Origin of the sequence: Kitasatospora sp. NPDC001547, assembly GCF_042894165.1 — a bacterium.
Lineage (GTDB): Bacteria > Actinomycetota > Actinomycetes > Streptomycetales > Streptomycetaceae > Kitasatospora.
This window is the reverse complement of the sequence record NZ_JBIAVL010000007.1, coordinates 251,157-274,214: the sequence shown is the minus strand read 5'-3', so window position 1 is coordinate 274,214 and position 23,058 is coordinate 251,157. Positions and strand designations below refer to the sequence as shown.

The 23,058-nt window shown below is 75.6% G+C and carries 25 protein-coding genes and 1 pseudogene; 13 read left to right on the top strand and 13 right to left on the bottom strand.

The genetic code is table 11. The annotated features are described in order from the left end of the window. Positions 1 to 223 precede the first annotated feature (223 nt). The 6 genes from ACFY0X_RS16560 (at position 224) to ACFY0X_RS16535 (ending at position 6,334) form a co-directional block, all read left to right on the top strand. Positions 224 to 1,915, top strand: coding sequence for a diacylglycerol kinase family protein (locus ACFY0X_RS16560; RefSeq protein ID WP_387754800.1), 1,692 nt, complete (start codon positions 224 to 226; stop codon positions 1,913 to 1,915). Continuing rightward, entirely contained in the window at positions 1,915 to 2,907 is a 993-nt protein-coding gene (locus ACFY0X_RS16555) for a YihY/virulence factor BrkB family protein (protein WP_387754798.1), read from the top strand. Before ACFY0X_RS16560 ends, ACFY0X_RS16555 begins: the two co-directional genes overlap by 1 nt. After that, the gene (locus ACFY0X_RS16550; protein ID WP_387754795.1) at positions 2,897 to 3,769 is read left to right on the top strand and encodes a phosphatase PAP2 family protein; all 873 of its coding nucleotides are present in this window, start codon (positions 2,897 to 2,899) and stop codon (positions 3,767 to 3,769) included. Before ACFY0X_RS16555 ends, ACFY0X_RS16550 begins: the two co-directional genes overlap by 11 nt. A 119-nt stretch (positions 3,770 to 3,888) precedes the next feature. Beyond that, positions 3,889 to 4,692: an alpha/beta fold hydrolase gene (locus tag ACFY0X_RS16545; protein ID WP_387754792.1), complete on the top strand. Its 804-nt coding sequence runs from the start codon at positions 3,889 to 3,891 to the stop codon at positions 4,690 to 4,692. Then, a complete protein-coding gene (locus tag ACFY0X_RS16540; protein ID WP_387754790.1) occupies positions 4,692 to 6,014 on the top strand; it encodes a PP2C family protein-serine/threonine phosphatase in 1,323 nt (440 codons plus the stop codon). Before ACFY0X_RS16545 ends, ACFY0X_RS16540 begins: the two co-directional genes overlap by 1 nt. Beyond that, entirely contained in the window at positions 6,011 to 6,334 is a 324-nt protein-coding gene (locus tag ACFY0X_RS16535) for an STAS domain-containing protein (protein ID WP_387754787.1), read from the top strand. Before ACFY0X_RS16540 ends, ACFY0X_RS16535 begins: the two co-directional genes overlap by 4 nt. A 131-nt stretch (positions 6,335 to 6,465) precedes the next feature. Here the strand turns inward: ACFY0X_RS16535 and ACFY0X_RS16530 are convergent, their stop codons facing one another. From ACFY0X_RS16530 to ACFY0X_RS16515, 4 genes are all read right to left on the bottom strand, one after another. Beyond that, a complete protein-coding gene (locus ACFY0X_RS16530; RefSeq protein WP_387754785.1) occupies positions 6,466 to 6,957 on the bottom strand; it encodes a hypothetical protein in 492 nt (163 codons plus the stop codon). A gap of 364 nt (positions 6,958 to 7,321) precedes the next feature. Next, on the bottom strand, positions 7,322 to 8,260 hold the full coding sequence (locus ACFY0X_RS16525) for a cupin domain-containing protein (protein ID WP_387754782.1): 939 nt from the start codon (positions 8,258 to 8,260) through the stop codon (positions 7,322 to 7,324). Positions 8,261 to 8,467: 207 nt separating this feature from the next. Further along, positions 8,468 to 9,394 carry an NADP-dependent oxidoreductase gene (locus ACFY0X_RS16520; protein WP_387754779.1) on the bottom strand — a complete coding sequence of 309 codons (927 nt, stop codon included), beginning with the start codon at positions 9,392 to 9,394 and terminating at the stop codon, positions 8,468 to 8,470. A 144-nt stretch (positions 9,395 to 9,538) separates the two neighbouring features. After that, a complete protein-coding gene (locus ACFY0X_RS16515) occupies positions 9,539 to 10,189 on the bottom strand; it encodes an HAD family hydrolase (RefSeq protein ID WP_387754776.1) in 651 nt (216 codons plus the stop codon). A 97-nt stretch (positions 10,190 to 10,286) separates the two neighbouring features. On the opposite strand from ACFY0X_RS16515, the gene ACFY0X_RS16510 reads away from it, so the two are divergent. Then, complete coding sequence (locus tag ACFY0X_RS16510; protein WP_387754773.1) at positions 10,287 to 11,135, top strand: excalibur calcium-binding domain-containing protein; 849 nt, start codon at positions 10,287 to 10,289, stop codon at positions 11,133 to 11,135. A gap of 98 nt (positions 11,136 to 11,233) precedes the next feature. Here ACFY0X_RS16510 and ACFY0X_RS16505 read toward each other — a convergent pair whose 3' ends face one another. The 4 genes from ACFY0X_RS16505 to ACFY0X_RS16490 form a co-directional block, all read right to left on the bottom strand. Continuing rightward, a complete protein-coding gene (locus ACFY0X_RS16505; RefSeq protein ID WP_387754770.1) occupies positions 11,234 to 11,500 on the bottom strand; it encodes a DUF4235 domain-containing protein in 267 nt (88 codons plus the stop codon). 5 nt (positions 11,501 to 11,505) lie between these two features. Continuing rightward, the gene (locus ACFY0X_RS16500) at positions 11,506 to 11,922 is read right to left on the bottom strand and encodes a DUF3618 domain-containing protein (RefSeq protein WP_387754767.1); all 417 of its coding nucleotides are present in this window, start codon (positions 11,920 to 11,922) and stop codon (positions 11,506 to 11,508) included. Beyond that, on the bottom strand, positions 11,919 to 12,290 hold the full coding sequence (locus ACFY0X_RS16495) for a phage holin family protein (protein ID WP_387754918.1): 372 nt from the start codon (positions 12,288 to 12,290) through the stop codon (positions 11,919 to 11,921). The genes ACFY0X_RS16500 and ACFY0X_RS16495 overlap by 4 nt, the downstream gene beginning before the upstream one ends. 324 nt (positions 12,291 to 12,614) lie before the next feature. Beyond that, positions 12,615 to 13,118 (bottom strand): metallophosphoesterase family protein, encoded by a 504-nt coding sequence (locus tag ACFY0X_RS16490; protein ID WP_387754764.1) that lies wholly within the window; start codon positions 13,116 to 13,118, stop codon positions 12,615 to 12,617. A 284-nt stretch (positions 13,119 to 13,402) separates the two neighbouring features. On the opposite strand from ACFY0X_RS16490, the gene ACFY0X_RS16485 reads away from it, so the two are divergent. The 3 genes from ACFY0X_RS16485 to ACFY0X_RS16475 all read left to right on the top strand — a co-directional run bounded on the left by ACFY0X_RS16485 (position 13,403) and on the right by ACFY0X_RS16475 (position 15,126). Continuing rightward, complete coding sequence (locus tag ACFY0X_RS16485) at positions 13,403 to 13,819, top strand: CBS domain-containing protein (protein WP_387754761.1); 417 nt, start codon at positions 13,403 to 13,405, stop codon at positions 13,817 to 13,819. Positions 13,820 to 13,898: 79 nt separating this feature from the next. Beyond that, complete coding sequence (locus ACFY0X_RS16480) at positions 13,899 to 14,354, top strand: DUF6098 family protein (RefSeq protein WP_387754759.1); 456 nt, start codon at positions 13,899 to 13,901, stop codon at positions 14,352 to 14,354. Between the two features lie 205 nt (positions 14,355 to 14,559). Beyond that, positions 14,560 to 15,126: a hypothetical protein gene (locus ACFY0X_RS16475; protein WP_387754757.1), complete on the top strand. Its 567-nt coding sequence runs from the start codon at positions 14,560 to 14,562 to the stop codon at positions 15,124 to 15,126. Between the two features lie 82 nt (positions 15,127 to 15,208). Here the strand turns inward: ACFY0X_RS16475 and ACFY0X_RS16470 are convergent, their stop codons facing one another. From ACFY0X_RS16470 to ACFY0X_RS16460, 3 genes are all read right to left on the bottom strand, one after another. Then, positions 15,209 to 15,859 (bottom strand): hypothetical protein, encoded by a 651-nt coding sequence (locus ACFY0X_RS16470; RefSeq protein WP_387754755.1) that lies wholly within the window; start codon positions 15,857 to 15,859, stop codon positions 15,209 to 15,211. 124 nt (positions 15,860 to 15,983) lie between these two features. Continuing rightward, on the bottom strand, positions 15,984 to 16,562 hold the full coding sequence (locus tag ACFY0X_RS16465; protein ID WP_387754752.1) for a TetR/AcrR family transcriptional regulator: 579 nt from the start codon (positions 16,560 to 16,562) through the stop codon (positions 15,984 to 15,986). A 63-nt stretch (positions 16,563 to 16,625) separates the two neighbouring features. Then, complete coding sequence (locus ACFY0X_RS16460) at positions 16,626 to 17,516, bottom strand: SDR family NAD(P)-dependent oxidoreductase (RefSeq protein ID WP_387754749.1); 891 nt, start codon at positions 17,514 to 17,516, stop codon at positions 16,626 to 16,628. Between the two features lie 198 nt (positions 17,517 to 17,714). On the opposite strand from ACFY0X_RS16460, the gene ACFY0X_RS16455 reads away from it, so the two are divergent. After that, positions 17,715 to 18,950 carry a cytochrome P450 gene (locus ACFY0X_RS16455; RefSeq protein WP_387754746.1) on the top strand — a complete coding sequence of 412 codons (1,236 nt, stop codon included), beginning with the start codon at positions 17,715 to 17,717 and terminating at the stop codon, positions 18,948 to 18,950. A gap of 88 nt (positions 18,951 to 19,038) precedes the next feature. Here the strand turns inward: ACFY0X_RS16455 and ACFY0X_RS16450 are convergent, their stop codons facing one another. Further along, a complete protein-coding gene (locus ACFY0X_RS16450) occupies positions 19,039 to 19,632 on the bottom strand; it encodes an MBL fold metallo-hydrolase (RefSeq protein WP_387754743.1) in 594 nt (197 codons plus the stop codon). A 93-nt stretch (positions 19,633 to 19,725) separates the two neighbouring features. On the opposite strand from ACFY0X_RS16450, the gene ACFY0X_RS16445 reads away from it, so the two are divergent. Further along, positions 19,726 to 20,682: a GlxA family transcriptional regulator gene (locus ACFY0X_RS16445; RefSeq protein ID WP_387754740.1), complete on the top strand. Its 957-nt coding sequence runs from the start codon at positions 19,726 to 19,728 to the stop codon at positions 20,680 to 20,682. Between the two features lie 37 nt (positions 20,683 to 20,719). Here ACFY0X_RS16445 and ACFY0X_RS16440 read toward each other — a convergent pair whose 3' ends face one another. Next, complete coding sequence (locus ACFY0X_RS16440; protein WP_387754737.1) at positions 20,720 to 21,364, bottom strand: LysE family translocator; 645 nt, start codon at positions 21,362 to 21,364, stop codon at positions 20,720 to 20,722. Between the two features lie 352 nt (positions 21,365 to 21,716). Between ACFY0X_RS16440 and ACFY0X_RS16435 the strand changes: the two are divergent. Continuing rightward, positions 21,717 to 23,005 (top strand): annotated as a pseudogene (locus tag ACFY0X_RS16435) (PP2C family protein-serine/threonine phosphatase). Positions 23,006 to 23,058: the final 53 nt, after the last annotated feature.

The window sequence follows — 23,058 nt, the reverse complement described above, 5'->3', positions numbered from 1 at the left end:
TACGGCGCAGGCGCGTTCACCAGCGCCACCGTGCTCGGGTGCGGGCGCCCGCGTCTCAGAGGGCGTTTGATCTCGCGGGCCCCGTGATGTCCGGTTCACCGGATGAAGCGGGTTCAGAACGTCCGGAAGTCGGCGGCCCGGCCATGAAACGGCGGGGTCCGGGCAGACGGGGCACGTGACGACAGGGGTACGGCAACCGTTCCGAACGATCGCACCGGCACTGGTGACCCAGACGGTGCTCATGGTCCTGGTCGGCCACGCGGTCACCCACCCGCCACTGCACCTCTGGCGGCCGGAGGAGAACGGCCTCACCGACCGGCTCGCGGCGGGCCGCGGGCCCGCCCTCGACACCGTCACCGCGTGGCTCTCGATCCTCGCCGGCACCGGGACCGTGGTGGCCGTGGCGGGCGTCGCGGTGCTGGCGCTGCTGGTCGGCTCCCGGCGGCGGTGGCGGGAGGCGGCCTTCCTCGGTGGCGCGGTCGCCGCCCAGTCCGCCGTCTTCCTGCTGGTCACCCTGTGCGTGGACCGGCCCCGGCCGACCGCACCGCACCTCGACGCCGCGCCGCCGACTTCCAGCTTCCCGTCCGGCCACGTCGGCGCGGCGGTCGCGCTGTACGGTGCGCTGGCCGTCCTCGCCGCGTCGCGCGTGCGGGGGCGGCTGCGGCCGCTGCTCTGCGTCCTGGCGGCGCTGCTGCCGGTGCTGGTCGCGTTCAGCCGGCTGTACCGCGGCATGCACCACCCGACCGACGTCCTGGCCGGGCTGGCGAACGGTGGCGCCACGCTCTGGATCATGTGGCGGGCCTTTCTCGCCGACCGCGGGCGGAGCACGCCGCCCGCCGGGGCCGACCGCGCGCCCGCCGACCGCGCGCCCGCCGGCCGGGCGGTCGCCGGCCGGGCGGTCGCCGGCCGGGCGGTCGTGGTCCACAACCCCGTACTGGTCGACGACGACACCCTCGGGCGGATCGAACGCGTCCTCGCCGAGCACGGCTGGGCGGCCCCGACCAGAACCGCCACCAGCGTGGACGACCCCGGCCGGGGCGCCGCGGCGGACGCCGTGGCCGCCGGGGCCGACCTGGTGGTGGCCTGCGGCGGAGACGGCACGGTGACGGCCTGCTCGCACGCCCTCGCCGGGACGGGCGTCGCCCTGGCGATCGCCCCCTGCGGCACCGGCAACCTGCTCGCGCGCAACCTGGGCCTGCCCTCGGACCCGGCGCGGGCCCTGTCGGACGCCCTCGGCGGCGGCCCCCGCCGGATCGACCTGGCCGTGGCCGACGGGGACGGCGTCCCCCCGACGGTGGTCAGCGCCATGGCCGGCATCGGCCTCGACGCCGCGACGATGGCCGACACCAGCCGCGGCGCGAAGGACCGCCTCGGCTGGCCCGCCTACCTGCCCCCGCTGGTCCGCCACCTCGGCGACCGCCGGATGCGGCTCACCGTCACCCTGGACGACGGCCGCCCCATCCACCGGCGGGCCGCGATGGCCGTGATCGGCAACGTCGGCGCGCTCCAGGGCGGGATCCGGCTGCTGCCCGACGCCCGGCCGGACGACGGCCTGCTCGACCTCGTGCTCGTCCACCCGCGTGGCCTCGCCGGCTGGCCCGCAGCGGCGGCGCGGCTGCTCACCGGGAGGGTCGCCCCGGGGGGCGGGACGGCGCCGTTCGAACACTTCCAGGCCCGGCGGATCCACCTCACCGCCGACCGCGACCAGCCCCGCGAGCTCGACGGGGAGTCGCTGCCGCCGGGCCGCACCCTGCGGCTGTCCGTCCGGCCCGCCGCCCTCCTGGTCCACACACCGTCGGGTGGCGGATCCCGGCACGGCGGGCCCCCGCCGGCCGGGTCCCCGGTCGCCGCACCGCAGGGCGACGCCCCCCGACGGGCCGGGACCGAGCCCGTCCCGGCCGAACGGAGCGCCTGATGGGTACCGCGACCCGCGTCGACCGCCGCGACCGCGAGCCCGAGGAGCTCTCCGCCGACGAGGCGGTCACGACCCTGCGCGAGTACGGTCGGTGGCAGCTGCTCAGGGACGCCTTCCTCCGGTTCCGCTTCGCGGACGGCTTCAGTCACGCCCGGGCCCTCGCCTTCCAGACGGTGCTCGCCCTGGTGCCGTTCGCGATCGCCGTGGTCGGCCTCTCCTCCGTCCTGCACACCCAGTGGCTCGGGCGGGTCACCGAGCTGACCATCGCCCGGCTCACCGCGGGCCCGAGCTCGGACCTGGTCGACCAGGTCCTGCGGCGCAGCCGCGAACGCGCGGGGGGCGGCGGGAGCGTCGCCCTGTGGGGCGGCGCCCTGTTCTCCCTCGTCAACGTCACCACCGCGATGTGCCAGATCGAACGCGGAGCCAACCGGATCTACGGCATCGAACGCGACCGGCCCTTCCACCGCAAGTACGGCCGCGGACTGCTGATGGCCGTGCTGGCCGGCCTGCCGCTCGGCCTCGGCTTCGTCCTGCTGGTGGCGGGCCGGGAGATCGCGGCCGCGGTCGTCGAGGCGGGCGGACCGGGGGCCCACCGGCAGGCCCTCGCCTGGGCGGTCCTGCGATGGCCGGTCGGCATCGTGCTCGCCCTGCTGTCCGCGAGCGTCGTCTTCCACCGGGCCCCGCGCCGCGAACAGCCCGGTCACACCTGGCTGGCCTTCGGCGCCGCCGTGTACCTGGTGCTGTGGGTGGGGCTGACCGCCCTGTTCGGCCTGTACCTGCGGCTGAGCAACTCGATCGACGCGGTCTACGGACCGCTCAGCGTGATCATCTCGCTCCTGGTGTGGGCGTACCTGACGGCGATCGCGCTGTTCCTCGGGATCGCCTTCGCCGCGCAGCTGGAGGCCGACCGGGCCGGCATCGACGAGCCCGTCCTGCCGGATCCCGAGGATGATTCCGCAGGTCCTGGGCAGGCGAGGGGCGATGACAGCTGACCGCAGGCCGCACCCGAGCCCCGCCCGCACCCCGCTGCCGGCGCTGCGCCGGCTCTCCCGGCGCCGTTTCACCCGACGGCGGTCCACCCGGCGCCGGGCCGACCGGCGCTTCGCCGAACGCTTGGTCGTGGCCGTCCTGGCGTTCGCCGTGGCGGCGGTGCCGACCGCCGTCCTGCTGGTCCTGGTCGAGGCCGGCTGGGGGCCGCTGCGGGAGCTGGACGCCGGCGCCGCGGTACGGCTGAACGAGGCCGTCCGGCACCACCCGCTCCTGCTGGAGACGACCCGGGTGCTGAGCGACTGGATCTGGGACCCGGTCACGATGCGTCTGCTGGTGGCGGGCGCCGTCGGCTGGTTGCTGGTGCGCCGGGCCTGGCGGCTGGCCCTGTGGGCGGGGCTCACCGAGGCGGCCGCCGGCCTGACCGGCCTGCTGGTCAAGGTCTCGGTGGCCCGCGTCCGGCCCCGCCTCCCGGAGCCGGTCGCGCACGCGCCCGGCTTCTCGTTCCCGTCGGGGCACGCCATGACCGCGATGGCCTCCTGCGCGATCCTGCTGCTCGTACTGCTCCCGGTCGTGCCCCGACGGGCCCGCCCGGCGGCCTGGACGCTCGCCGCCGTGACGGTGCTCGGGACGGGCCTGACCCGGATCGCGCTCGGCGTGCACTGGGCCAGCGACGTCCTCGGCGGCTGGCTGCTCGGACTCGCGCTGGTCGCCTCGACCGCCTGGGCGTTCGAGGCCTGGCGGCGGGAGAGCGGACTCCGGACCGCGGGGCTCCCGGAGGGGCTGGAGCCCGAGCTCGCCGCGGGGCCGGAACCCGCCGCGGAGGACGAACTCCGGCCGCGACCGGCCCGCGATCCGCGGCCGTAACCGCGACCGGGCAGCGCCGGACCGCGCAGGAGGCCGGCCGGCGGGCCGCCCCGACGGCCGGGGCCCGGGGCGGAGGGCGCGGTGGCCGGCGGGCGCGGACCTGATGCGAGGATGGCCGCATGGACCCTCGCCGCAGGAACAACGTGACGTCCGTCGGACCTGTCGGCGGGCGCGCCGTCGTGCTGGCGCACGGGTTCGGGTGCGACCAGAACATGTGGCGCCTGGTCGTGCCCGCCCTGGCGCAGCGGTACCGGGTGGTGCTGTTCGACTACGTGGGGTGCGGCGGATCGGACCTGGCGTCGTGGAGCGCGCAGCGGTACTCCTCGCTCCACGGCTACGCGCAGGACGTGGTGGAGGTCTGCCGCGAGCTGGACCTGCGCGACGCGGTGTTCGTGGGGCATTCGGTGAGCGCGATGGTGGGGGTGCTGGCGGCGGAGTCGGTGCCGGAACGGATCGGTGCGCTGGTGATGGTCGCCCCCTCGCCCTGCTACGTCGACGACGAGGGGTACCGCGGCGGGTTCAGCGCAGAGGACATCGAGGAGCTCCTGGCCGCGCTGGAGTCGAACTACCTGGGCTGGTCCTCCACCATGGCCCCCGTCATCATGGGCAACCCGGAGCGGCCGGAGCTCGGACAGGAACTGACGAACAGCTTCTGCGCCACGGACCCGGACATCGCGCGGGTCTTCGCCCGCACCACCTTCCTGTCCGACAGCCGCGAGGACCTGAAGCGGGTGACGGTCCCCACGCTGGTGCTGGAATGCTCCCAGGACGTGATCGCGCCCCGCGAGGTCGGCGCGTACGTGCACGCCGCCGTCCCCTCCTCCCGGCTGGTCACCCTCGAGGCCACCGGCCACTGCCCGCAGCTCAGCGCACCCGAGGCCACCGCCGACGCCGTCCTCGAGTTCCTCGCAGGGTTGCGGTGATGTGCAGGGTCGGCGAGGAGCCGGGCCCCTTCGACGACAGCGCGAGCACCCGCGCCGCGTTCACCGCGCTGCTCGAGGACAGCGCCGAGGACCTGTACGAGCAGGCGCCCTGCGGCTACCTGTCGACTCTGATGGACGGCACCATCGCCCGGATCAACGCCACGCTGCTGGGCTGGCTGGGCCTGGAACGCGCCGCGGTGGTGGGCCGGATGCGCTTCACCGACCTGCTCACCGTGGGCGGGAAGCTCTACCACGAGACGCACTTCGCGCCGCTGCTGCGCATGCAGGGCGAAGTGCGCGGGATCGCCCTGGAGATGGGGGCGCAGCACCGGAACGCCGGCCGGCTGCCGGTGCTGGTGTCCTCCGTGATCAGGCACGGCAGCGGCGGGGAGCCGCTGCTGATCCGCACCACCGTCACCGACGCCTCCGACCGGCGGGCCTACGAGGCCGAGCTCCTGCGTCGGCGCGAGGAGGCCGAGCAGGCCCGCGCCGCCGCCGAGGCCGCCCTGCGGCAGGCACAGCACGACCGGCAACGGCTGGCCGAGGCCCTCGCCACCCTGCAGAGGTCGCTCGTCCCCTCCTCGCTGCCCGCCGTCCCGGGGCTGGAGGCGGCCGTGTACTACCACACCGCCTCCCCCGACCGGCTCGGCGGCGACTTCTACGACCTCTTCCCCGTCGGCGGGGGACGGTGGGCGTTCTTCCTCGGCGACGTGTGCGGCAAGGGGCCCGAGGCGGCCTCCCTCACCTCGCTGACCCGCTACACGCTGCGGGCCGCGGCCCTCCACGACCCGGAGCCCGCCGCCGCGCTGTCCACCCTGAACGCGGTCCTGCACGAGCACTACGCCGCGGCCGGCGACCCGCGCTACTGCACCGCCGTCTTCGGCCTCCTGGAACGCGAGGGCGACGACGGCCGGGTGAGCGTGCGGGTCGCCTCCGGCGGACACCCGCCGAGCCTGGTCCTGCGCGCCGACGGCAGCAGCGCGTTCCTCCCCACCCCCGGGGGCCTGTTGGTCGGCATCCTGCCCGAGGCCCCGTTCACCACCGCCAGGACGGTCCTCGGTCCCGGGGACTGCCTCCTGCTGTACACCGACGGACTCACCGAGGCCCGCACCGGCCCCACCCGCGAGAGCCTCTTCGGCGACGACGCCCTGCTCGCCTTCGCCGCCGACCACGCACCCGCCTCCCCCGGCGAGATGATCGACGCCCTGACCATCCTGCTCAAGGGTTTCGGCGACGGCCTGGACGACGACACCGCCCTGCTGGCCCTGGGCGTCCCCGCCGCCCGCCCCGCTCCCGCCCCCTCGACCCATTCCACGCCATGAGCCTGACCGTCAACCGGCACGACGCCGCCGCCGGCCCCGTCCTGCGGGTGACCGGCGACCTCGACTACGAGCACGCCCCCGAGCTGCGCCGACACCTCGACGAACTCACCCTGGACGAGGGCCAGCGCCTGGTCATCGACCTGGCCGGTCTCGACTTCTGCGACTCCAGCGGCATCACCGCCCTCCTGGCGGCCCTCCGTCTCGCCCACGCCGTCGGCGCGGACCTCGCCCTGAGCGCCGTACCGGCCAGGACGCTGCGCGTGCTCGCCCTCGTCGGTCTCGACCGGGTCTTCACCATCCACGCGGACGGCACCGGCTGAGCCGGGCCCGCACCGGGCCGGGCAGGCCCACCGGCGCGCCCCGCGGGCCCGGTCGGCGGGCGTGCATCATGATCCCGATGCCCCCGGGGCCGGGCGCCTTCCGTCGGCCCCGGGGGATGCTCAGGCACGGGTCACGGCGTCACGTTGATCTGGGGGCTCTGCACGTCCCCGTAGTACGTCAGGCCACCGCTGGGGTTGTTGGCCCAGAAACCGACCGAGATGACGTACTTGCCCGTCGGCAGGCTGTGGTACGGGAAGTCCAGGGTGCCGGATGCCCCGCTCCAGCCCTTGCACTGGTAGTCGTAGGCCCACGCTCCGGTCGCCAGGTCCACCGCGTGGGCGCACACGTCGACCAGGGTGCCGTTGGAGTTGTGGACCCCCACCCGGGCCGCGACCCCGTTGTACCCGTTCCCGAGCGCGCAGGAGTCGAGCGAGACCCCGAACGCCACAGCGGCGTAGCTGCCCGTCTGGTCACTGCGGCAGGTGTAGCCGGTGGGGTGCACGGTGCCCGCCGAAGCGCCTTGCGCCGAGACCAGCCCGCCCACCACCACGGCCGCCGCCCCCGCCGCGATGACAGCGAGCCTCGCCCGTCCGCGACCGGCCCCCACAGTGATACCTCGCATGCTGCCGCCTGCTTTCCCTCGGTGGCCCTCGCCACCCGGAACCTCGTCGCACCCCGGGTGACCAGCCCTCGGATCGTCGTGTCGGGCCCGGTCAGGCCCGACGACAGGGAGTACAGCAGACCGCCGCGCCCCCCATCCGAAACCTCCACCGGGCCTCCAGACGGAGCCGACCGCCCCTCCGGGGCACCACCCGGCATCCGGCCCACCCGCCCCCGGACCCAACGGCCACCGGGCCCGCCGCAGGCGTCGGGCCCCGTACCGCACGGGGGGCCCGCGCCGGTTCCGGTCCAGATACCGGTCCAAGTCCCTTACGGCGCAGGCACGTTCACCAACGCCGCCGTGGTCGGGTGCGGGCGTCCGCGGCTCAGGCGGCGGCCCTGAGCTCGCGGCGGTAGCCGCCCGGCGCCTGGCCGAACTCGCGCTTGAACGCCTTCGCGAACGCGTACTCGGAGCCGTACCCGGCCTGGGCGGCCACCGCGGTCAGCGGGGCCTGCGACTCGCGCAGCAGCCGGGCCGCGGTGGTCAGGCGCCACCGGGTCAGGTAGGCCATCGGCGGCTCGCCCACCATCGTGGTGAACCGCCGGGCGAAGGCCGCCCGGGACAGGCCCACCCGTCGGGCCAGCGACTCCACCGTCCACGGGGTCGCCGGGTCCTCGTGGATGGCGGCCAGGGCCGGCGCGACCGCGGAGTCGCCCAGCGCGGCCGCCCACCCGGCCGCGGCCGCCGTGGGCCGGTCGTCGAGCCAGGCCCGCAGGATGTAGAGCAGCAGCGAGTCGATCAGGGCCGGGACGATGCCGGTCGACCCGAGGCGCGGGTTCTCCAGCTCCGCCCCGAGCAGCTGGACGGCGGCGCTCAGCTCGGGGTGCCGGCCGTGCCCGGTGGTCAGGTGGACGACCTCGGGCAGCTGGCGGACCAGCGGGTGCGGACGGCCCTTGTCCAGGTGGTAGTTGCCGCACAGCAGGCTGGTGCGGGCGCCGTCGCCGCCGAGCGTCACGGTGCCGATCGGCCCGGTCGGGCGGTACTGGTCGGGCCGCTCGGGCTCGGCCGGGGTGGACGGGTGGTCGGCCAGGATGTGGCCGCTGCCGTCCCGCAGGAAGACCACGTCCCCCGGGTTGAGCGCGATCGGCTCGGTGCTGGACGCGCAGCCCAGCGGGATCAGCCAGCAGGTGCCGTGCAGCACCACGTGGAAGCCGGCTCCGGCGACCGGCGGCAGGCGCAGGCCCCAGGGGGCCCGGCCCTCGGTGCGCACCGATGTGGGCAGCCCCGTCCGCATCGAGCTCAGCGCCTCGGTCAGGATGTCCAACGACCTTCCCCCGTTCTCCGTCCGTCCACGGTCCGCCGCGGTTTCGCCCCCACCCTAGGGGCTGCCGCCACCGGCTCCCGGCGCGGTTACCGGCGGCCGCCGGCCCGACGCGCGCCGGCTTCCCTCCCGCCCCCGCCCGCAGCGCCCGGCATCCGCCCGTCCCCCGATCGGGCGGAGGCCCGGCGCCGCGTCCGTCCCCATGGCGGCTCAGACGACGGTCAGCACGACCTTGCCCTGCACCCGGCCCGAGCCGACCAGCTCGTGCGCCTTGCCGGCCTCCGCGAGCGGGAAGGTCCCGGCGATGTGCGGGCGGATCCGGCCCTCGTCGACCAAAGCGGCGATGGCCTCCAGCGAGGCGTAGTCGGGCTCGACGGAGACGCCCGCGAAGCGCCGGCCGGCCTCCTCGATCTTCGCGGCGAGCTCCGTGTTCCAGTGCTCCATGATGCTGACCAGGGCGCCGCCCGGCTTCAGCACCTCCAGGGCCCGGGTGCCCTCGGAGGAGGAGTCGAAGACGACGTCGACGTCGGCGACCGCCTCGGTGTAGTCGGTGGTCCGGTAGTCGATCACCTCGTCCGCGCCCAGGCCGCGCACGAACTCGTGCTTGGCCCCGCTCGCCAGCGCGATGACGTGGGCGCCGCGGGCCTTGGCGATCTGGACGGCGAAGTGGCCGACTCCGCCGGCCGCGCGGTGGATCAGGACGCGCTGACCCTCGGTCAGCCCGGCCGCGTCGACCAGGCCCTGCCAGGCGGTGAGCGCGGCCAGCGGGAGCGCGGCGGCCTGCACGTGGTCGAGCGTGGCGGGCTTGCGGGCCACCTGCCGCGAGGGGACGGCGACGTAGTCGGCGTAGCCGGTGGCGGCGCGGGGGAAGAACGGCATCCCGAAGACCTCGTCACCGGGCTTGAACCGGGCCCCGGGACCGGCCTCCTCGACGACACCGGAGATGTCCCAGCCGACCCCGTACGGCGGCTCGCCGAGCAGCGGGTAGGCGCCCGAACGGACCGCCACGTCCACCGGGTTGACGCCACTGGCGTGGACCCGGACGAGGACCTCGCCGCCGAGCGGGGCGGGCCGCTCGGTCTCGACCACCTCCAGGACCTCGGGGCCGCCGAAGGACTTCTGGATGACTGCGCGCATGGGAGGACTGCCTCTCGCTCGGTCCGGTCCCTGTCGGCCCGGCTCCTGATGTCCTCAACCCTAGGAAGATCGAACGAGCCGCTGAATATCCTTCAGTCTTCAGAAGATGTCCGATCGTCTCGCCCGCCGAGCGCCCCGGTCGGGTCAGTGGGCGTGCGCGGCGAGCAGGCCGGGCAGTTCGCGCATGTCGCCGAACAGGATCCGGCCCGGGCCGGCCAGGCGGTCGGCGGAGTTGACGCCGCCGGTGTAGCCGAAGGCGGGGATGCCGGCCGCGTTCGCCGCGCTCAGGCCGTGCGGGCTGTCCTCCACCACCACGCAGCGGGCCGGGTCGGCGCCCAGCGTGCGGGCCGCGTGCAGGAACAGGTCCGGCGCGGGCTTTCCGCGCGGCACGTCCTCCGCGCCGCTGAAGATCCGCCCGGCGAACCGCTCGTACAGCCCGGTCAGGCCCAGCCCCCGCCGCAGCCAGCGGTGACTGCTGTTGGAGGCCACGCACCCGGGCAGGTCGATCCGCTCCAGCGCCTCGACGATCCCGTCCACCGGGCCCAGCCGCTCCTCGGTCAGCCGGGTGTGCAGCGGCCGGTACTCCTCCCACCAGTCGGCGGGCAGCTCCCGCCCGAGCAGTTCCTCCAGCGCCGCCGTCTTCGCACCCTGCGACAGCCCGACGAACCGCTCGACGATCTCCTGCTCGCCCATCGGCAGCCCGAGCGCCGCCATCGCCACCTTGTCCACCTCGACGCCGATCGGCTCGCTGTCGATCAGCACGCCGTCACAGTCGAAGATCACCAGTTCGATCACCCCTGCACCTTATTACTCCGGACGGGGTGCCGCAGATGTAGTTGAAACGTGATGAATTCTGGTACGAGCCGCGCAGGGACGATGATTTGATTCACCGATGACCAGCTCTTTCCCTCCGCCTTCACCCGCGCGCGCGGGCGCCCGCCCGTGGTGGCGCAGACCCGCGGTGATCGTCCTCGCCCTCGTCTTCCTGCCGCCGGTGGGCCTGGTCCTGCTGTGGACCTCGCCGTGGCGGCGTCCGGCGAAGGTGGCCGTCAGCGTGGTCGGCGGCCTCTACTGCCTGATCTGGTTCGCGGCCGTGGTCGCCGACCCGAAGAAGCCGGACACCGCCCGTCCGGTCGCCGCGGCCACGGCAACCGCCCCCTCCCCCTCTGCCTCGGCTTCGGCCTCGCCGGGCACCGCGACCGCGGCTCCGACCCCGACCGCCACGGCCACCGCGACCCCGACTCCCACGCCGACCCAGACGCCCGTGCCGGCGCAGCCGTCCGCCCCTTCGGAGGCCGCCCCGCCGAAGGCCGACGTGTACTTCGCGGACTGCGCGGCCGCGTGGGCGGGCGGCGCGGCACCGCTGCACCGGGGCGACGCCGGCTACCGCGCGGGCCTGGACTCCGACGGCGACGGCACCGCCTGCGAGACCCGTCCCGCCCACGGTTCCTCCGGCGGCAGCAGCTCGTCCGGCGGATCGACGGGCGGCAGCAGCTCGTCCGGCGGATCGACGGGCGGCAGCAGCTCGTCCGGCGGATCGACGGGCGGATCGACCGGCGGCAGCAGCGGGGGCACCTCCTCCAGCGGCGGGTCGAGCTCGTCCTCCGGCGGGGGCGGCGGCGATGCGTACTACGCCAACTGCAGCGCGGCGAAGGCCGCCGGCGCAGCCCCGCTGCACCGGGGCGAGCCCGGCTACCGCGCCGGGCTCGACCGCGACGGCGACGGCACCGCCTGCGAGTGACCCGCCCCGCCCCCGGCGGCTCCTCCGGTGCCGCCGGGGCCAGGTGTGCACCAGCGGGAGCCGTGCACACCTGCCGTCCGACGTCCAGCGGCTGCTGCTCAGCCGGGCCAGGTTCCGGTCATCCGGCGTACGGCGGTGGCGCCGGTGCGGTCGACGGCCGCCTTGACCCCGGCGAAGATCGCGCCCTGGAGCGTGGCCGCGAGCAGCACCTCCCGCCAGGAGCGGGCTTCGTCGGTGGCGTCCGGGGCGTCCTCGTCGTGGCCGAGCGCCTTCCACGCCTGCTTGAACAGCACTCCCGCGGCCATGCCGCTGAGGGCGCCGAGGACGAGCCCGACCGGCTTGTAGGCGATCTTCGAGGCCTTCACCCGGCTCACCCCCTCCGGCGGCGGCAGACCAGCCACACCACGGCGGCCGCCCCCGCCGCCGCCACCAGCACCGTGCGGTTGGCCCGCGCCAGCCGCGCCCCCCGGGCGGCCTTCTCCCGCACCGGCTCGGGCACCTTCTCCTCCCACAGGTGACCGGCCTCGGCGGCCTTGTGCCTGACCGGATCGGGCAGCCGGTCCTGCGCCTGGTGGGCCAGTTCGGCGGCCTTCGCCTTCAGCTCCCCGGCCTTGTGGGCGGCCTGCTCCTTGACCTCGGCGGCCTTCTCCTGGGCGCGCGCCCGGACGTCGGTCCTCGCCGCGAGCGCCTGGATCGTCCCTCCGAGCTCGGCCCGGGTCCGCTCGACCTGTTCACGCAGCTCCTCCGGGCTGGAGGCGATGGATTCGTCGTACGGCGGCTGGGTCATCGGTGTGCCCTCTCCTTGATCTCGGCCACGTCGGCCTTCACGTTCTCGACGGTCCGCTCGGGCAGGGCCGGCCCGGCCCGGTCGACCTGCTTCTTCCCGCTCACGGCCAGCACTGCGGCGACCAGACCCAGCGCGGCGGTGACGATCAGCCCGGCCGCCCAGACCGGCAGCGCGACCGCCAGTGCGGCGATCACCGTGGCGACCAGCGCCTGCGCCATCAGGAACCCGGCCAGCCCGGCGCCGCCGAACAGGCCTCCGCCCTTGCCGTAGCACCGGCCCTTCTCCTTCATCTCCGCCTGCGCCAGGCGCAGTTCGTCCCGCACCAGCTCGGTCAGCTGCTGCGAGGCCCGCTTCACCAGCTCACCCACCGGCTCCTGGCCCGATCCGTCCACTCCGGGGGCGGGCCCGGCGCGGTACAGCCGCGTGCTCGACACAGCGGTCACCTCCTGTCCCTGTGCACTCCTGCTCTGCCGGTCGACCGGCCGCGCCGTGCGCCCGACCGCCCGTCGAGGGCGCGCCTACCCCGGCCGGGCGGGTTCAGGCCGGTCGTCCGGCCGCGCATCCGGCTCCTCGTGGTCCGGGCTGACGCGGGCCTGCTCGTCGAGCGCCGTCCGGCGGGCGCCGGCCGCCCCGCGAGCAGCGGGCGCGGCCGGGCCGGCCGACGGCTTCGGCGTCACGGCCGTCCCGGCAGGTCAGGAGCGCGGCGGCAGCCGGTGGAGGCGCACCTCGGTGAGGTGGCCGTCGTGGGCCCGGGCGGTGAGGTAGGTGGCGAAGGGCTGGCGGCGCCGGTCGGTCGGCGAGCCGGGGTTGAGCAGCCGCAGTCCGCCCGGGCCCCGGCTGTCCCACGGGATGTGGCTGTGGCCGAAGACCAGGACGTCCGCGTCGGGGAACCGTGAGCGGCACCGCTGTTCACGTCCCCGGGCGGGGCCGGTCTCGTGCACGACCACGAAGCGCAGGCCCTCCACTTCGACCCGGGCCACTTCCGGCAGCCGTTCGCGCAGCTGCGGTCCGTCGTTGTTGCCGTGGACGGCGACCAGCCGCCGGGCCCGGGCCTCGAACAGGTCGAGCGTGGCGGTGTCGACCCAGTCCCCGGCGTGGAACACCACGTCGGCCTCGTTGACGGCGCGCAGGAACAGGTCCGGCAGGGCCCGCGCCCGGGTGGGCACGTGGGTGTCGGAGGTGACGAGCAGTCGCACGGTTCCGGGCTCCGGTTCGGGTCGGGCGGACAGGGACGAGCGTAGTCGGAGTCCGGTCACCGGCCGGGGCCGGGCGCGGCCCGTTCCGGCCGTTTCCCGGGTGTCCGGCGGCAGGGCGGGCGGCAGCTGCCGGGAAGGCAGGGCCGGGAGGCATGACCCGGGCTCCGGTGGGCAGCCGAGCTGGCGAGAGGGCGGACGGCACCGACAGCGCCGCCGCGGGGCCGCGGGCCCCGCGCTGTCCGGCGAGGTGCGTCCGGAGACCCGTGTGACGAGAGGAGAACACCATGACCACGGCCCGCGAGATCATGACCGAGGGCGCCGAGTGCATCGGCGAGCAGGAGACCGTCCTGGAGGCCGCGAAGAAGATGACCGAGCTGGGCGTCGGCGCCCTGCCGATCTGCGGCACCGACGACCGGCTCAAGGGCGTCCTCACCGACCGCGACATCGTCGTCAAGGTCCTCGGGGCCGGCAAGGACCCCGCCCAGGTGAAGGCCGGCGAACTCGCGCAGGGCGAGGCCGTCACCATCGGCGCCGACGACGACGCCAACGAGATCCTGCGCACCATGGGCTCCCACCAGGTGCGCCGGCTGCCCGTCATCGACGGCCACCGGCTGGTGGGCATCGTCGCCCTGGCCGACGTCGCCCGCGCCCTGCCCGACGCCAAGGCCGGGGACCTCCTCGAGGCCATCTCCACCGACTGACCGACCCGCCGCCGCCCACCGGCCGGCCAGCCCACCCCTCCCCGGGGCCGGCCGGCCCTCCCCCGGCGGGCCCACGACCATGCCGCGCTACCCCCACCCCGACATCACCACCCTCGACGCCCTCGCCGACCTCCTGCGCACCCACCCCGACCGGCTGTACGTGCGCTGGTCCCGCGGCCCCGACACCGACCTCACCGACGGCAGCCGCAGCCTCGACGACCTCACCGGCGTCCCGCTGCCAGGGCTGTCCGTCACCCCGCTCGCCGTCGAGGACTGGTGGCAGGACCGCCCGCTGCGCCTGTGGGTCGCCCGCCGCCTGTACGACTACTGCCACCTGCGACGCGACAAGGCCCCCGGTGTCCATCCCTGGATCCTCACCGGCACGGAGACCGGCCGCGGACCGGACAACGAGCCGCTGCTCACCGACGCCCGTCCGCTCGCCCGCATCAGCCCCGACGTCATCGCCCAGGCCGAGCACGAGGTCACGCGCCAGCCCGGCCCCTGGGGGCCGCTGCGCCGCGGCGGCCGGCCGTGACACCGCCAACCGCCACCGGAAGCCCGGGGAGCGCCTCCGCCACAACCGTAGGCCGTCCGCCGTCCGCTGCCCGCCGTCCGCTGTCCGCTGTCCGCCCGGGCTGGGGGTTGCCCTCCAACAGCGCAGCCCCGATGGTGGCGCCCTGCCGGTCCGGGAAGCGTGAGGCGGGTGCCGGCCTCTCCGGCACCCGAGCGAGGAGGCAGGGATGTCGGAACGGAACACCGTCCTGCGCAGCATGCACGACCTGGGGCTGGCGGCGTGGTTCGGCGGGGCGCTGATGGGTGCCGTGGCCCTCAACGAGGCGGCGGCCGCGGAAGGCGGCTCCCGGGAGGGCGCCGACCGGATCGCCTCCACCGGCTGGACCCGCTGGGCTCCGGTGAACCTCGTGGCCATCGGCGTCCACATGGTCGGCACCGGCGGCCTGCTGGCCGTCAACGCCGCACGCGTCCCGCTCCAGCAGGGCCTGGCCGCCTCCACGGTCGCCAAGACCGCCTGCACCGCGGCCGCCCTCGCCACCACCGCCTGGGCCGGGGTCCTCGGCGCGAAGGTCCGCCTGGCGACCTCCCCCGACCCCCGCGAACGCGACAAGGCCGCCCACCACCCCGTCGACCTGGAGCGCGCCCGCCGCCAGCTGCGCTGCGTCCAGTGGGCCGTCCCGGCGTTCACCGGCGCGCTCGTGGTCCTCAACGCCCTGCACGGCGAACAGCAGCGCCCGATGGAACAGCTCCGCGGCACCCTGCGGCGGGCCGCCGGCCAGCTGCCCTGGACCTGATCGGCCGGGCCCCCGGTTCATGGACCCGGCCCGGCCGGTGGCACCCGCCGGGCCGGGCCGCGTCCCCGCCCTCACGGAACGGCTAGAGGCCGCCGCTGAGGTGGACCCGGTAGACGATCGCGGCGCCGTCGGTGCTCACCTGGGTGCACAGGTCGCGGCGGTCGATCAGCCAGCCGTTCGTCTCGCACCGCTGCCGGGGCCGGAGCCGGTCGGCGGCCTCCGCCGTCGGCACGTCGGGCGGGCCCGTGAGGTAGAGCGTGCGCCAGCAGGAGGCGCCGCTGCCGTTGCCGCAGCCCTTGTCGGTGTCGAGGAGGGTGTAGCCGGGCGGCGGCTGCGGCAGGGCCTTCGCGGACGGGAGGTCCGCCTCGTGGAAGGCCGCGAGCGCCAGCAGCGGGGTGGCGGTGAGGACGAGGGCCAGCTGGCCGTGGAAGGCGATGCCCGCCGCCCGGGACCAGCCGGTCGGGCGGTCCGTACCCGGCCCGGCGATCCGCCGCTCCAGCCGCAGGCCGAGCAGGACGGCCAGTTCGGCGAGCGGCGTGTAGAGCAGGTAGAGCTCGGCCTCACTGCGCGGGTGCAGCAGGTCGGACGCCACCGCGAGCACCAGCCCCAGCCAGAGCACCAGTACGGCGGCGACGGGTGCCCTCAGCGGCGTGGGACGGGCGCGCAGCAGCCAGTGGGCGAGCGGTAGCAGCGCGAACAGCACCCCGACGACGGCCCACAGCACGATCCTCACGATCCGAAACCCCTCCCGGCGGCGGACGACGGCGCCCCGGGAGGTCGGACGCCCGGGTCCGGGTCGCCGGTTCCGGTGCGAAGGGCGCGCGGGAGGTGGGCGGCCGTGCGGGGGCGGGGGCGGTTCAGGCGTTCGCCGGTGCGGCGCGCAGGCCCCCGAGCACGGTGGCCAGGTAGCGGCGGGCGGTGTCGATCCGGTCGGCGGGCGTGCCTCCGTGGACGTCGACGGCGTGGGCGATGCCGCACATGAGCGGGACGAGGTCGGCCGGGGTGAGGTCGGCGCGGACCGCTCCGGCCTCGCGGGCCCGGTCGAGGAGGGCGGTGCCGGCCGCTCGGAGCGACGCCTTGAGTTCCGTGGTGCGGGGAAGGGTGTCCGCGGGTGCGGCGGTGACCGGGGCCAGGGAGGCGTCGCCGACCTGGGCTTCGACGGTGTGGAGCAGGAAGCCCTCGAGAGCGCGCCGGGGGTCGCTGTCGGCCAGGGCCCGCTCCCCGTGGGCGGCCAGGGCTTCCAGGCAGGGGGTGGCGACGGTCTCCAGGAGGGCCTCGGGCGTGGCGAAGTGCCGGTAGACGGTGCCCACGCCGAGTCCGGCACGGCGGGCGACGTCGTTGAGCTGCAGCGGCTCGCCCTGGTCGACCAGGGCACGGGCGACGGAGACGATGCGGTCCCAGTTGCGGGCCGCGTCCTTGCGCAGGGGCGTCGTCATGGGGACATGCTAACCGGATGGCCCATCCGGATGATCCCTCCGCCGGCGCCCCGGCGGAGGCGGTCAGGTGGTCGTGACCGGCGCGTGCCGTTCGCTGAGGCGGCGTACGGCCTCGGCGAGGCGGGGGTCGGCCGCCGCGCGCGGCGGCGCGACCGGGCGGGCCTGGGCGCCGATGAGGAGGCCGGTCCGGCCGGTCAGGGTCTCGTCCGTGGCCGCGGCGATCGAGGGCCTGGCGGCCGCCGAGGCCGGGCCCGAGGTCGAGCGTTCGAACCTGCGGCGCACCAGGGGCCACAGCAGCCGCAGGGCCGGCGAGACGATCTTCGGGTCGGTCATGGTGCCGCTGGTCATGTCGGTCGCGGCGCCGCCGGGGTCGGCGGCGAAGACCGAGACGCCCGTACCGTCCAGGCGCGCGGCCAGGTCGAGGGTGTAGGCGAGGTTGGCGAGCTTGGCGCGGCCGTACCAGTGGAAGCCGTAGTAGCCGCCGGGCGGCTCGACGGCGTCGAACCGCCGCTTGGCGAGGGCGACCGCTCCCGAGGTCACGTTCACGATCCTGCTCGGCGCGCCGGCGGTCAGGGTGGGGAGCAGCCGTTCGGTCAGCAGGTACGGCGAGAGGTGGTTGACGACGAACGAGGCCTCGACGCCGTCCAGGGTCAGCCGCTCGGGGAACATCGCGCCGATGTTGTTGACGAGAACGGTCAGCGGGTCGCCGCAGGCGGCGTGGTCGGCGGTGATCCGGTCGGCGAGCGCGCGGACGTCGTCGAGCGAGCCGAGGTCGGCGGACAGGAACCGGCTGCGGTGCGCCGGGTCCGTCGCGTCGATCCGGGCGACCGCCCGCGCGCCCCGGTCGGCGTCGCGGCCGACCACGGTGACCGCGTACCCGGCGGCGGCCAGTCCCAGCGCCGTCTCCAGGCCGATACCGGCCGTACCGGCCGTGACGACGGCTGTCTTCCGCATGTGCCCTCCACCCCGAAGAAATACGGATAAGTCATCCGCTTGTCGGAACGGTAGCACAGGAACGGATGAACTATCCGGTTGTGGGGTCGGCCGGTCCCCCGCAGGGCGCGCGCCCGGTCCGGGCCGGCCGTCCCAGGCGACACTCCGGCGCCCCGGCGTCCCGGTTTCACCTCGCGCCCCCAGGGCAGCCGACGCCCCATGGACCAAGGAACCTTCCCCCGGAGCGACAGCACCCTGTCGCTGCTGCTGCACGGCTACGCGTGGCTACCCGACGAGCGGCGCCGCCGGCCGGGCCCGGTGCTGCGCACCCGGCTGCTCGGGCGGCCCGCCGTCGTCCTGCACGGCCCCGAGGCGGTGCGGTTCTTCTACGACGAGCGCCACATCCGGCGCGCCGGCGCGCTGCCGGAACCGGTACTCAGCACCCTCTTCGGCCAAGGCGCCGTCCACGGCCTCGACGGGCCGGAGCACCAGCTGCGCAAGGCGATGTTCCTCGGCCTGCTCGCCGATCCGCAGCGGCGGGGCCGACTGGTCCAGGACGTGGGCGCGGCCTGGGACGCCGCGGTACCGGCCTGGCGCGATCGCGGCCGGGTCGTCGTGCTGGACGCGGCGGCCGAGGTGCTGGCCGCGGGCGTCGCCCGCTGGGCCGGTCTCACGCTGCACGACGACGAGGTGGCGCCGTTCGCCCGCGACCTGGTCGCCATGGTGGACGGCTTCTCCACCCCGGGCCCGCGGCACTGGCGGGCCCGGCTGGCCCGCCGGCGCCGGGAGCGCTCGCTCGCCGAGCTGGTCGAAGCCGTCCGCGACGGCTCGCTGCGCGTGCCGGCGGGTAGCGCCGTCCACGTCGTGGCCGCGCACCGGGACGCCGACGGCGAACCGCTGCCCGCGCGGGTCGCGGCGGTGGAGCTGCTGAACATCCTGCGGCCCACCACCGCCGTCTGCTGGTTCACCGCTTTCACGGCCCACGCCCTGCACCGCTGGCCCGAGCACCGCGGACCGCTGGCCGAGGGCGACGGCGCCTTCGCGACCGCCTTCGCCCAGGAGGTGCGCCGCTTCTACCCCTTCGCCCCGTTCGTCGGCGGCAAGGCGGCCGCCGGCCTGGTCTTCGCGGGCGAGCAGATCCCGGCCGACACCCTGGTCCTGCTCGACCTCTACGGGCAGAACCACGACGCCGACCTGTGGGGCGACCCCTACCGCTTCCGCCCCCAGCGCTTCCTCGACCGGCCCGCCGACCCGCAGGAGCTGATCCCCCAGGGCGGAGGCGACGCCGCGACCGGCCACCGCTGCCCGGGCGAGGGCGTCGTGGTCGGGCTGCTGGAGTCCCTCGCCCCACGGCTGGCCCGCCTCGACTACACGGTCCCCGACCAGGACCTCGGCATCCCGCTGAGCCGGGTGATCGCCCGCCCCCGCAGCGGCTTCGTCATCGCCCCGGCCTGAACGGCCGCGCGGCGCCCGCGGCGCCCGCGCGCGGTCGCGTCAGGTGGCCGGCCTCCGGGTACAGGCCACCGACCACCTGACGGGACCGCTAGCGCGGGGTGGTGTCGTCGCCCTTGAACGGGGCGCCGTGGCCGGGCACGATCAGGTCCGCGGCGGCCAGCACCCGCAGCCGGGACGCGCGCAGCACCTCCCGGTCGGGGGCCACCGGGTCGTCCGCCGGGCCGTCCGCGTGCCACCACAGGTCGCCGGCGAAGGCCACCACGCCCGAGTCCGTGCCCGCGAGCAGCGTGATGTCCTCGGGGCTGTGGCCCGGGGTGCGGATCAGCCGCAGCGACGGGGTGAGCTCGTAGCCCTCCGCGTCCCGGTTCGTCCACTGGTCGTCCAGGTACTCCACCTTGTGGTCGTGCACCCGGGCGCGGGCGAAGAGGCCGGCGTTCATGGTGTTGTCCGGGTGGTGGTGGCTGAGCACCACGTCGGTGATGTCCTCGGGGCCGAGCCCCAGCTCCGCGAGCGGGACGAGGATGTCGTCGCGGCTCGCCACCATGCCCGGGTCGAAGATCACGTGCCGTCCCGCGTCGGACACGTAGGAGACGGTCGCGGCGACTCCGGGGCCGGTGGAGCCCACGTAGCCGGTGGTCAGGACCTGGTACACGGCGCTGCGGCCGAGCGGTGCGTCTGTCATGGCCCCAAGCCTTCCGCGCCTGATGATCATCAACGAGTGGCAGATCTGCCAGTGATCGCAGGATTCGTGCCAACCGTGTGCCACACTGCGCCCATGCCGCCCTTCAAGACCGTCGCCGCGTACGTCCCTCCCGGCGTCGGCATGCTCGCCGTCGGCATCGTCACCGAGGTCTTCGGCCCCCACGGAGCGGCGCTGCCCGGTTTCGACCTCACCCTGTGCGCCGACCGGCCCGGCCCGGTGCCCGCGGACTGCGGCGTGCCGCTGTCCGTCGCGCACGGACCGGACCGGCTCGCCGACGCCGATCTGGTCATCGCCCTGCCCTGGGCCGGTTTCCGCACGCCACCGGCCCCCGCCGTGCTCGACGCGCTGAGGACCGCGCACGGGCGCGGTTCCGTGGTCGCGGCCCACTGCGTCGGCACGTTCGCGCTCGCCGCCGCCGGACTGCTCGACGGCCGGCGGGCCACCACGCACTGGCGGTTCGCCGACCTGCTCGCCGACCGCCACCCCGGGGTCACCGTGGTACCCGACGCGCTCTACGTCGACGAGGGGAGCATCGCCACGGGCGCGGGAGCCGCCGCGGGCTTCGACCTGTGCCTCCACCTGCTGCGGCGGGAGCACGGCGCCGCGCTGGCCAACGCCGTCGCCCGGGACATGGTGCTGCCCTCCCACCGCGACGGCGGGCAGGCCCAGTACCTGACCGCGCCCGCCCCCGAGGACGGCCACGACGAGCGGCTCGCCGACGTACTCGCCTGGGCCCGCGAGCACCTCCACGAGCCGCTGCCCGTCACGGAACTGGCCCGCCGCGCCCTGATGAGCCAACGCTCCTTCGCCCGCCGCTTCACCGCCGCGACCGGCACCACCCCGCACGCCTGGCTGCGGAGCCTGCGGCTGAGCAGGGCCGAGGACCTCCTGGAGACCACAGACCTCCCCGTCGAGGAGATCGCCCGCCGGGTCGGCTACGGCAGCGCCGCCGTCCTGCGCGAGCACTTCGTGCGGCGCCGCGGAGTCCCGCCCCGCTCCTACCGCCGCGCCTTCTCCGCCACGACGTAGCGGACCGCCGGCGGCGTCTCCGGCGCAGGGGAAGGGCTCAGCCCGAGACGGTCGTACGGGACAGGGCGGTGCGCAGCGCGAAGACGCCGAGCAGGCCGCCCGCCGCGAATCGCTGGGTGGTCATCAGGCGGGGGCGGGCGGCCAGGAATCCCGACACCCGGGCCGCGCCCAGCATGATCAGGGCGTTGACGGAGAGCCCGACGACGATCTGCACGCCGCCGAGCTGGAGCAGTTGCGCCCAGTGCGGGCCCGCCTGCGGATCCATGAACGGGGGCAGGAGGGCGGCGTACATGAGGGCGATCTTGGGGTTGAGCAGGTTGGTCAGGAGGCCCGTGGAGAACAGTCGGGCGTCGGAGAGCGCGGGCAGGTCGTGGGCCGGTGCGAAGGGCGAGCGGCCTCCGGGCTTGAGCATGCCCCACGCCAGGTAGGCCAGGTAGGCGGCCCCGGCGAGCTTGACCACCGTGAACGCCGGCGGCACGGCGGCGAACAGCGCGGACAGGCCCGCGGCGGCGGCCAGCAGGTAGCACAGGAATCCCACGGCGGTCCCGCTCAGGCTGACCAGCCCCGCTCGGCGGCCCTGGGTGATCGCGCGCGAGGTGAGGTGGATCATGTTCGGTCCGGGAGTCAGGGCCATGCCCAGTTCGACCAGGGCCACTCCCCCTACCGCGGCCATGCTGATCACTGGTCGACTCCCTGACGTTCGCCGGGAGTTCTGGTACCCGGGGTGGGGCGGCGCCCGGCTGCGCCGGGGCGGCGGCAACGGCGACGGCCGAGCCGTGCCCGCGTCGTCCGGGTCAGGATACGGGCCCGCCGGCCGGTGCCCTCGTGCACCCCCTGGCTCCAGCGGATCGACGGCATCACCCGTGCGGCCGCCTCCCCCACGGCGTCGCTCGGCCGGTGTGCGCTGTGCGTGTGCTCCGGGCCGCAGGAGTGCGGCGTGGTTACCGTGGGCTGGTGATCGAGATCGCGGGAGCAGCGTGGTGAGCAGCGGCGCGGAGTCCGCTGGACCGCCGGACGGGGGTGACGGGCCGGGGCTGCGGCTGGACCTGGACCAGCAGTTGGAGGGCGCCGCCCGGCGGTTGCGCGAGCTGGCGCGGGCGAAGGACCGGTTGCAGGGCCTGTTGTCGGCGGTGCTGGCCATCGGAGGCGACCTCGACCTGCCGGCGGTGCTGCACCGGATCGTCACCACCGCGATGGACCTGGCCGGCGCGCGCTACGGCGCGCTCGGTGTGCTCGCCCCTCCGGTGACTGCCTGGAGCAGTTCATCACCGCCGGTCTCACGGAGGAGGAGCGTTCCGCCCTCGCGGGCATCGACTTCCCCCACGGCCGCGGCGTCCTCGGCCACCTCATCCACCACCCCGAGCCGCTGCGGGTGGACGACATCCCCTCCCATCCGGCGTCGGTCGGGTTCCCGCCCGGCCACCCGCCCATGCGGACCCTGCTGGGTGTCGCGGTCACCGTGCGCGGCGAGATCTACGGCGACCTGTACCTCTCCGAGCGGCGCGACGGCCGGCCGTTCGACCAGGGGGACGAGGAGGTGGTGCGCGCGCTCGCGGGAGCCGCGGGCATCGCCATCGAGAACGCCCGCCTGTTCGGGTACATGCGGGACAGCGCGGAGCAGTTCCAGCGCCTGCTGCTGCCCACCCTGCCGGACCTCGCCCCGTTCTCCGGGGCCGCGGTCTACCGCACCGCCGCCGAGCCGGCGAGCGTCGGCGGCGACTGGTACGACGCCGTCGTCCTGCCGGACCGGGCGTGCGCGGCGGTCATCGGCGACGTCGTCGGCCACGACCTGCACGCCGCGGCCGCGATGGCCCAGGCCCGCAACATGCTCCGCGCGCTGCTCTACGACCGCAGGACCCCGCCCAGCTCCGTGCTCACCCAGCTCGACCACACCGTCCACGCCATCACCGACCTCCCGGTCACCACCGCGTGCCTGGCCCGGATCGAGCCCGTCGGCGACGGCTGGGCACTGCACTGGAGCAGTGCCGGCCATCTGCCGCCCCTCGTCCTCGCGCCCGACGGCACCGCCCGGTACCTGCGCGCCGAGCCCGGGATCCCGCTCGGCGTCGACCCCGACGTCCACCGCCCGGACCACACCCGCCCGCTGCCTGCGGGCGCCACCGTCCTGCTGTTCTCCGACGGTCTCGTCGAACACCCCGATCACCCGATCGACGAACGTCTGGACGCCCTCGCCGACCTCGCCGCGGCCCACGCCCACCAGCCCCTGGACGACCTCGTCCGCACCCTCGCCGACCGCCATCCCAGCGACGGCCACGACGACATGGCGATCCTCGCCGTCCGCATCCCCGCGCACGGCGGCTGAGCAGGTGCCGCGGAGGCGGCCGTCGTCGTCACCGCCGCCCGGCGGTTGGGCCG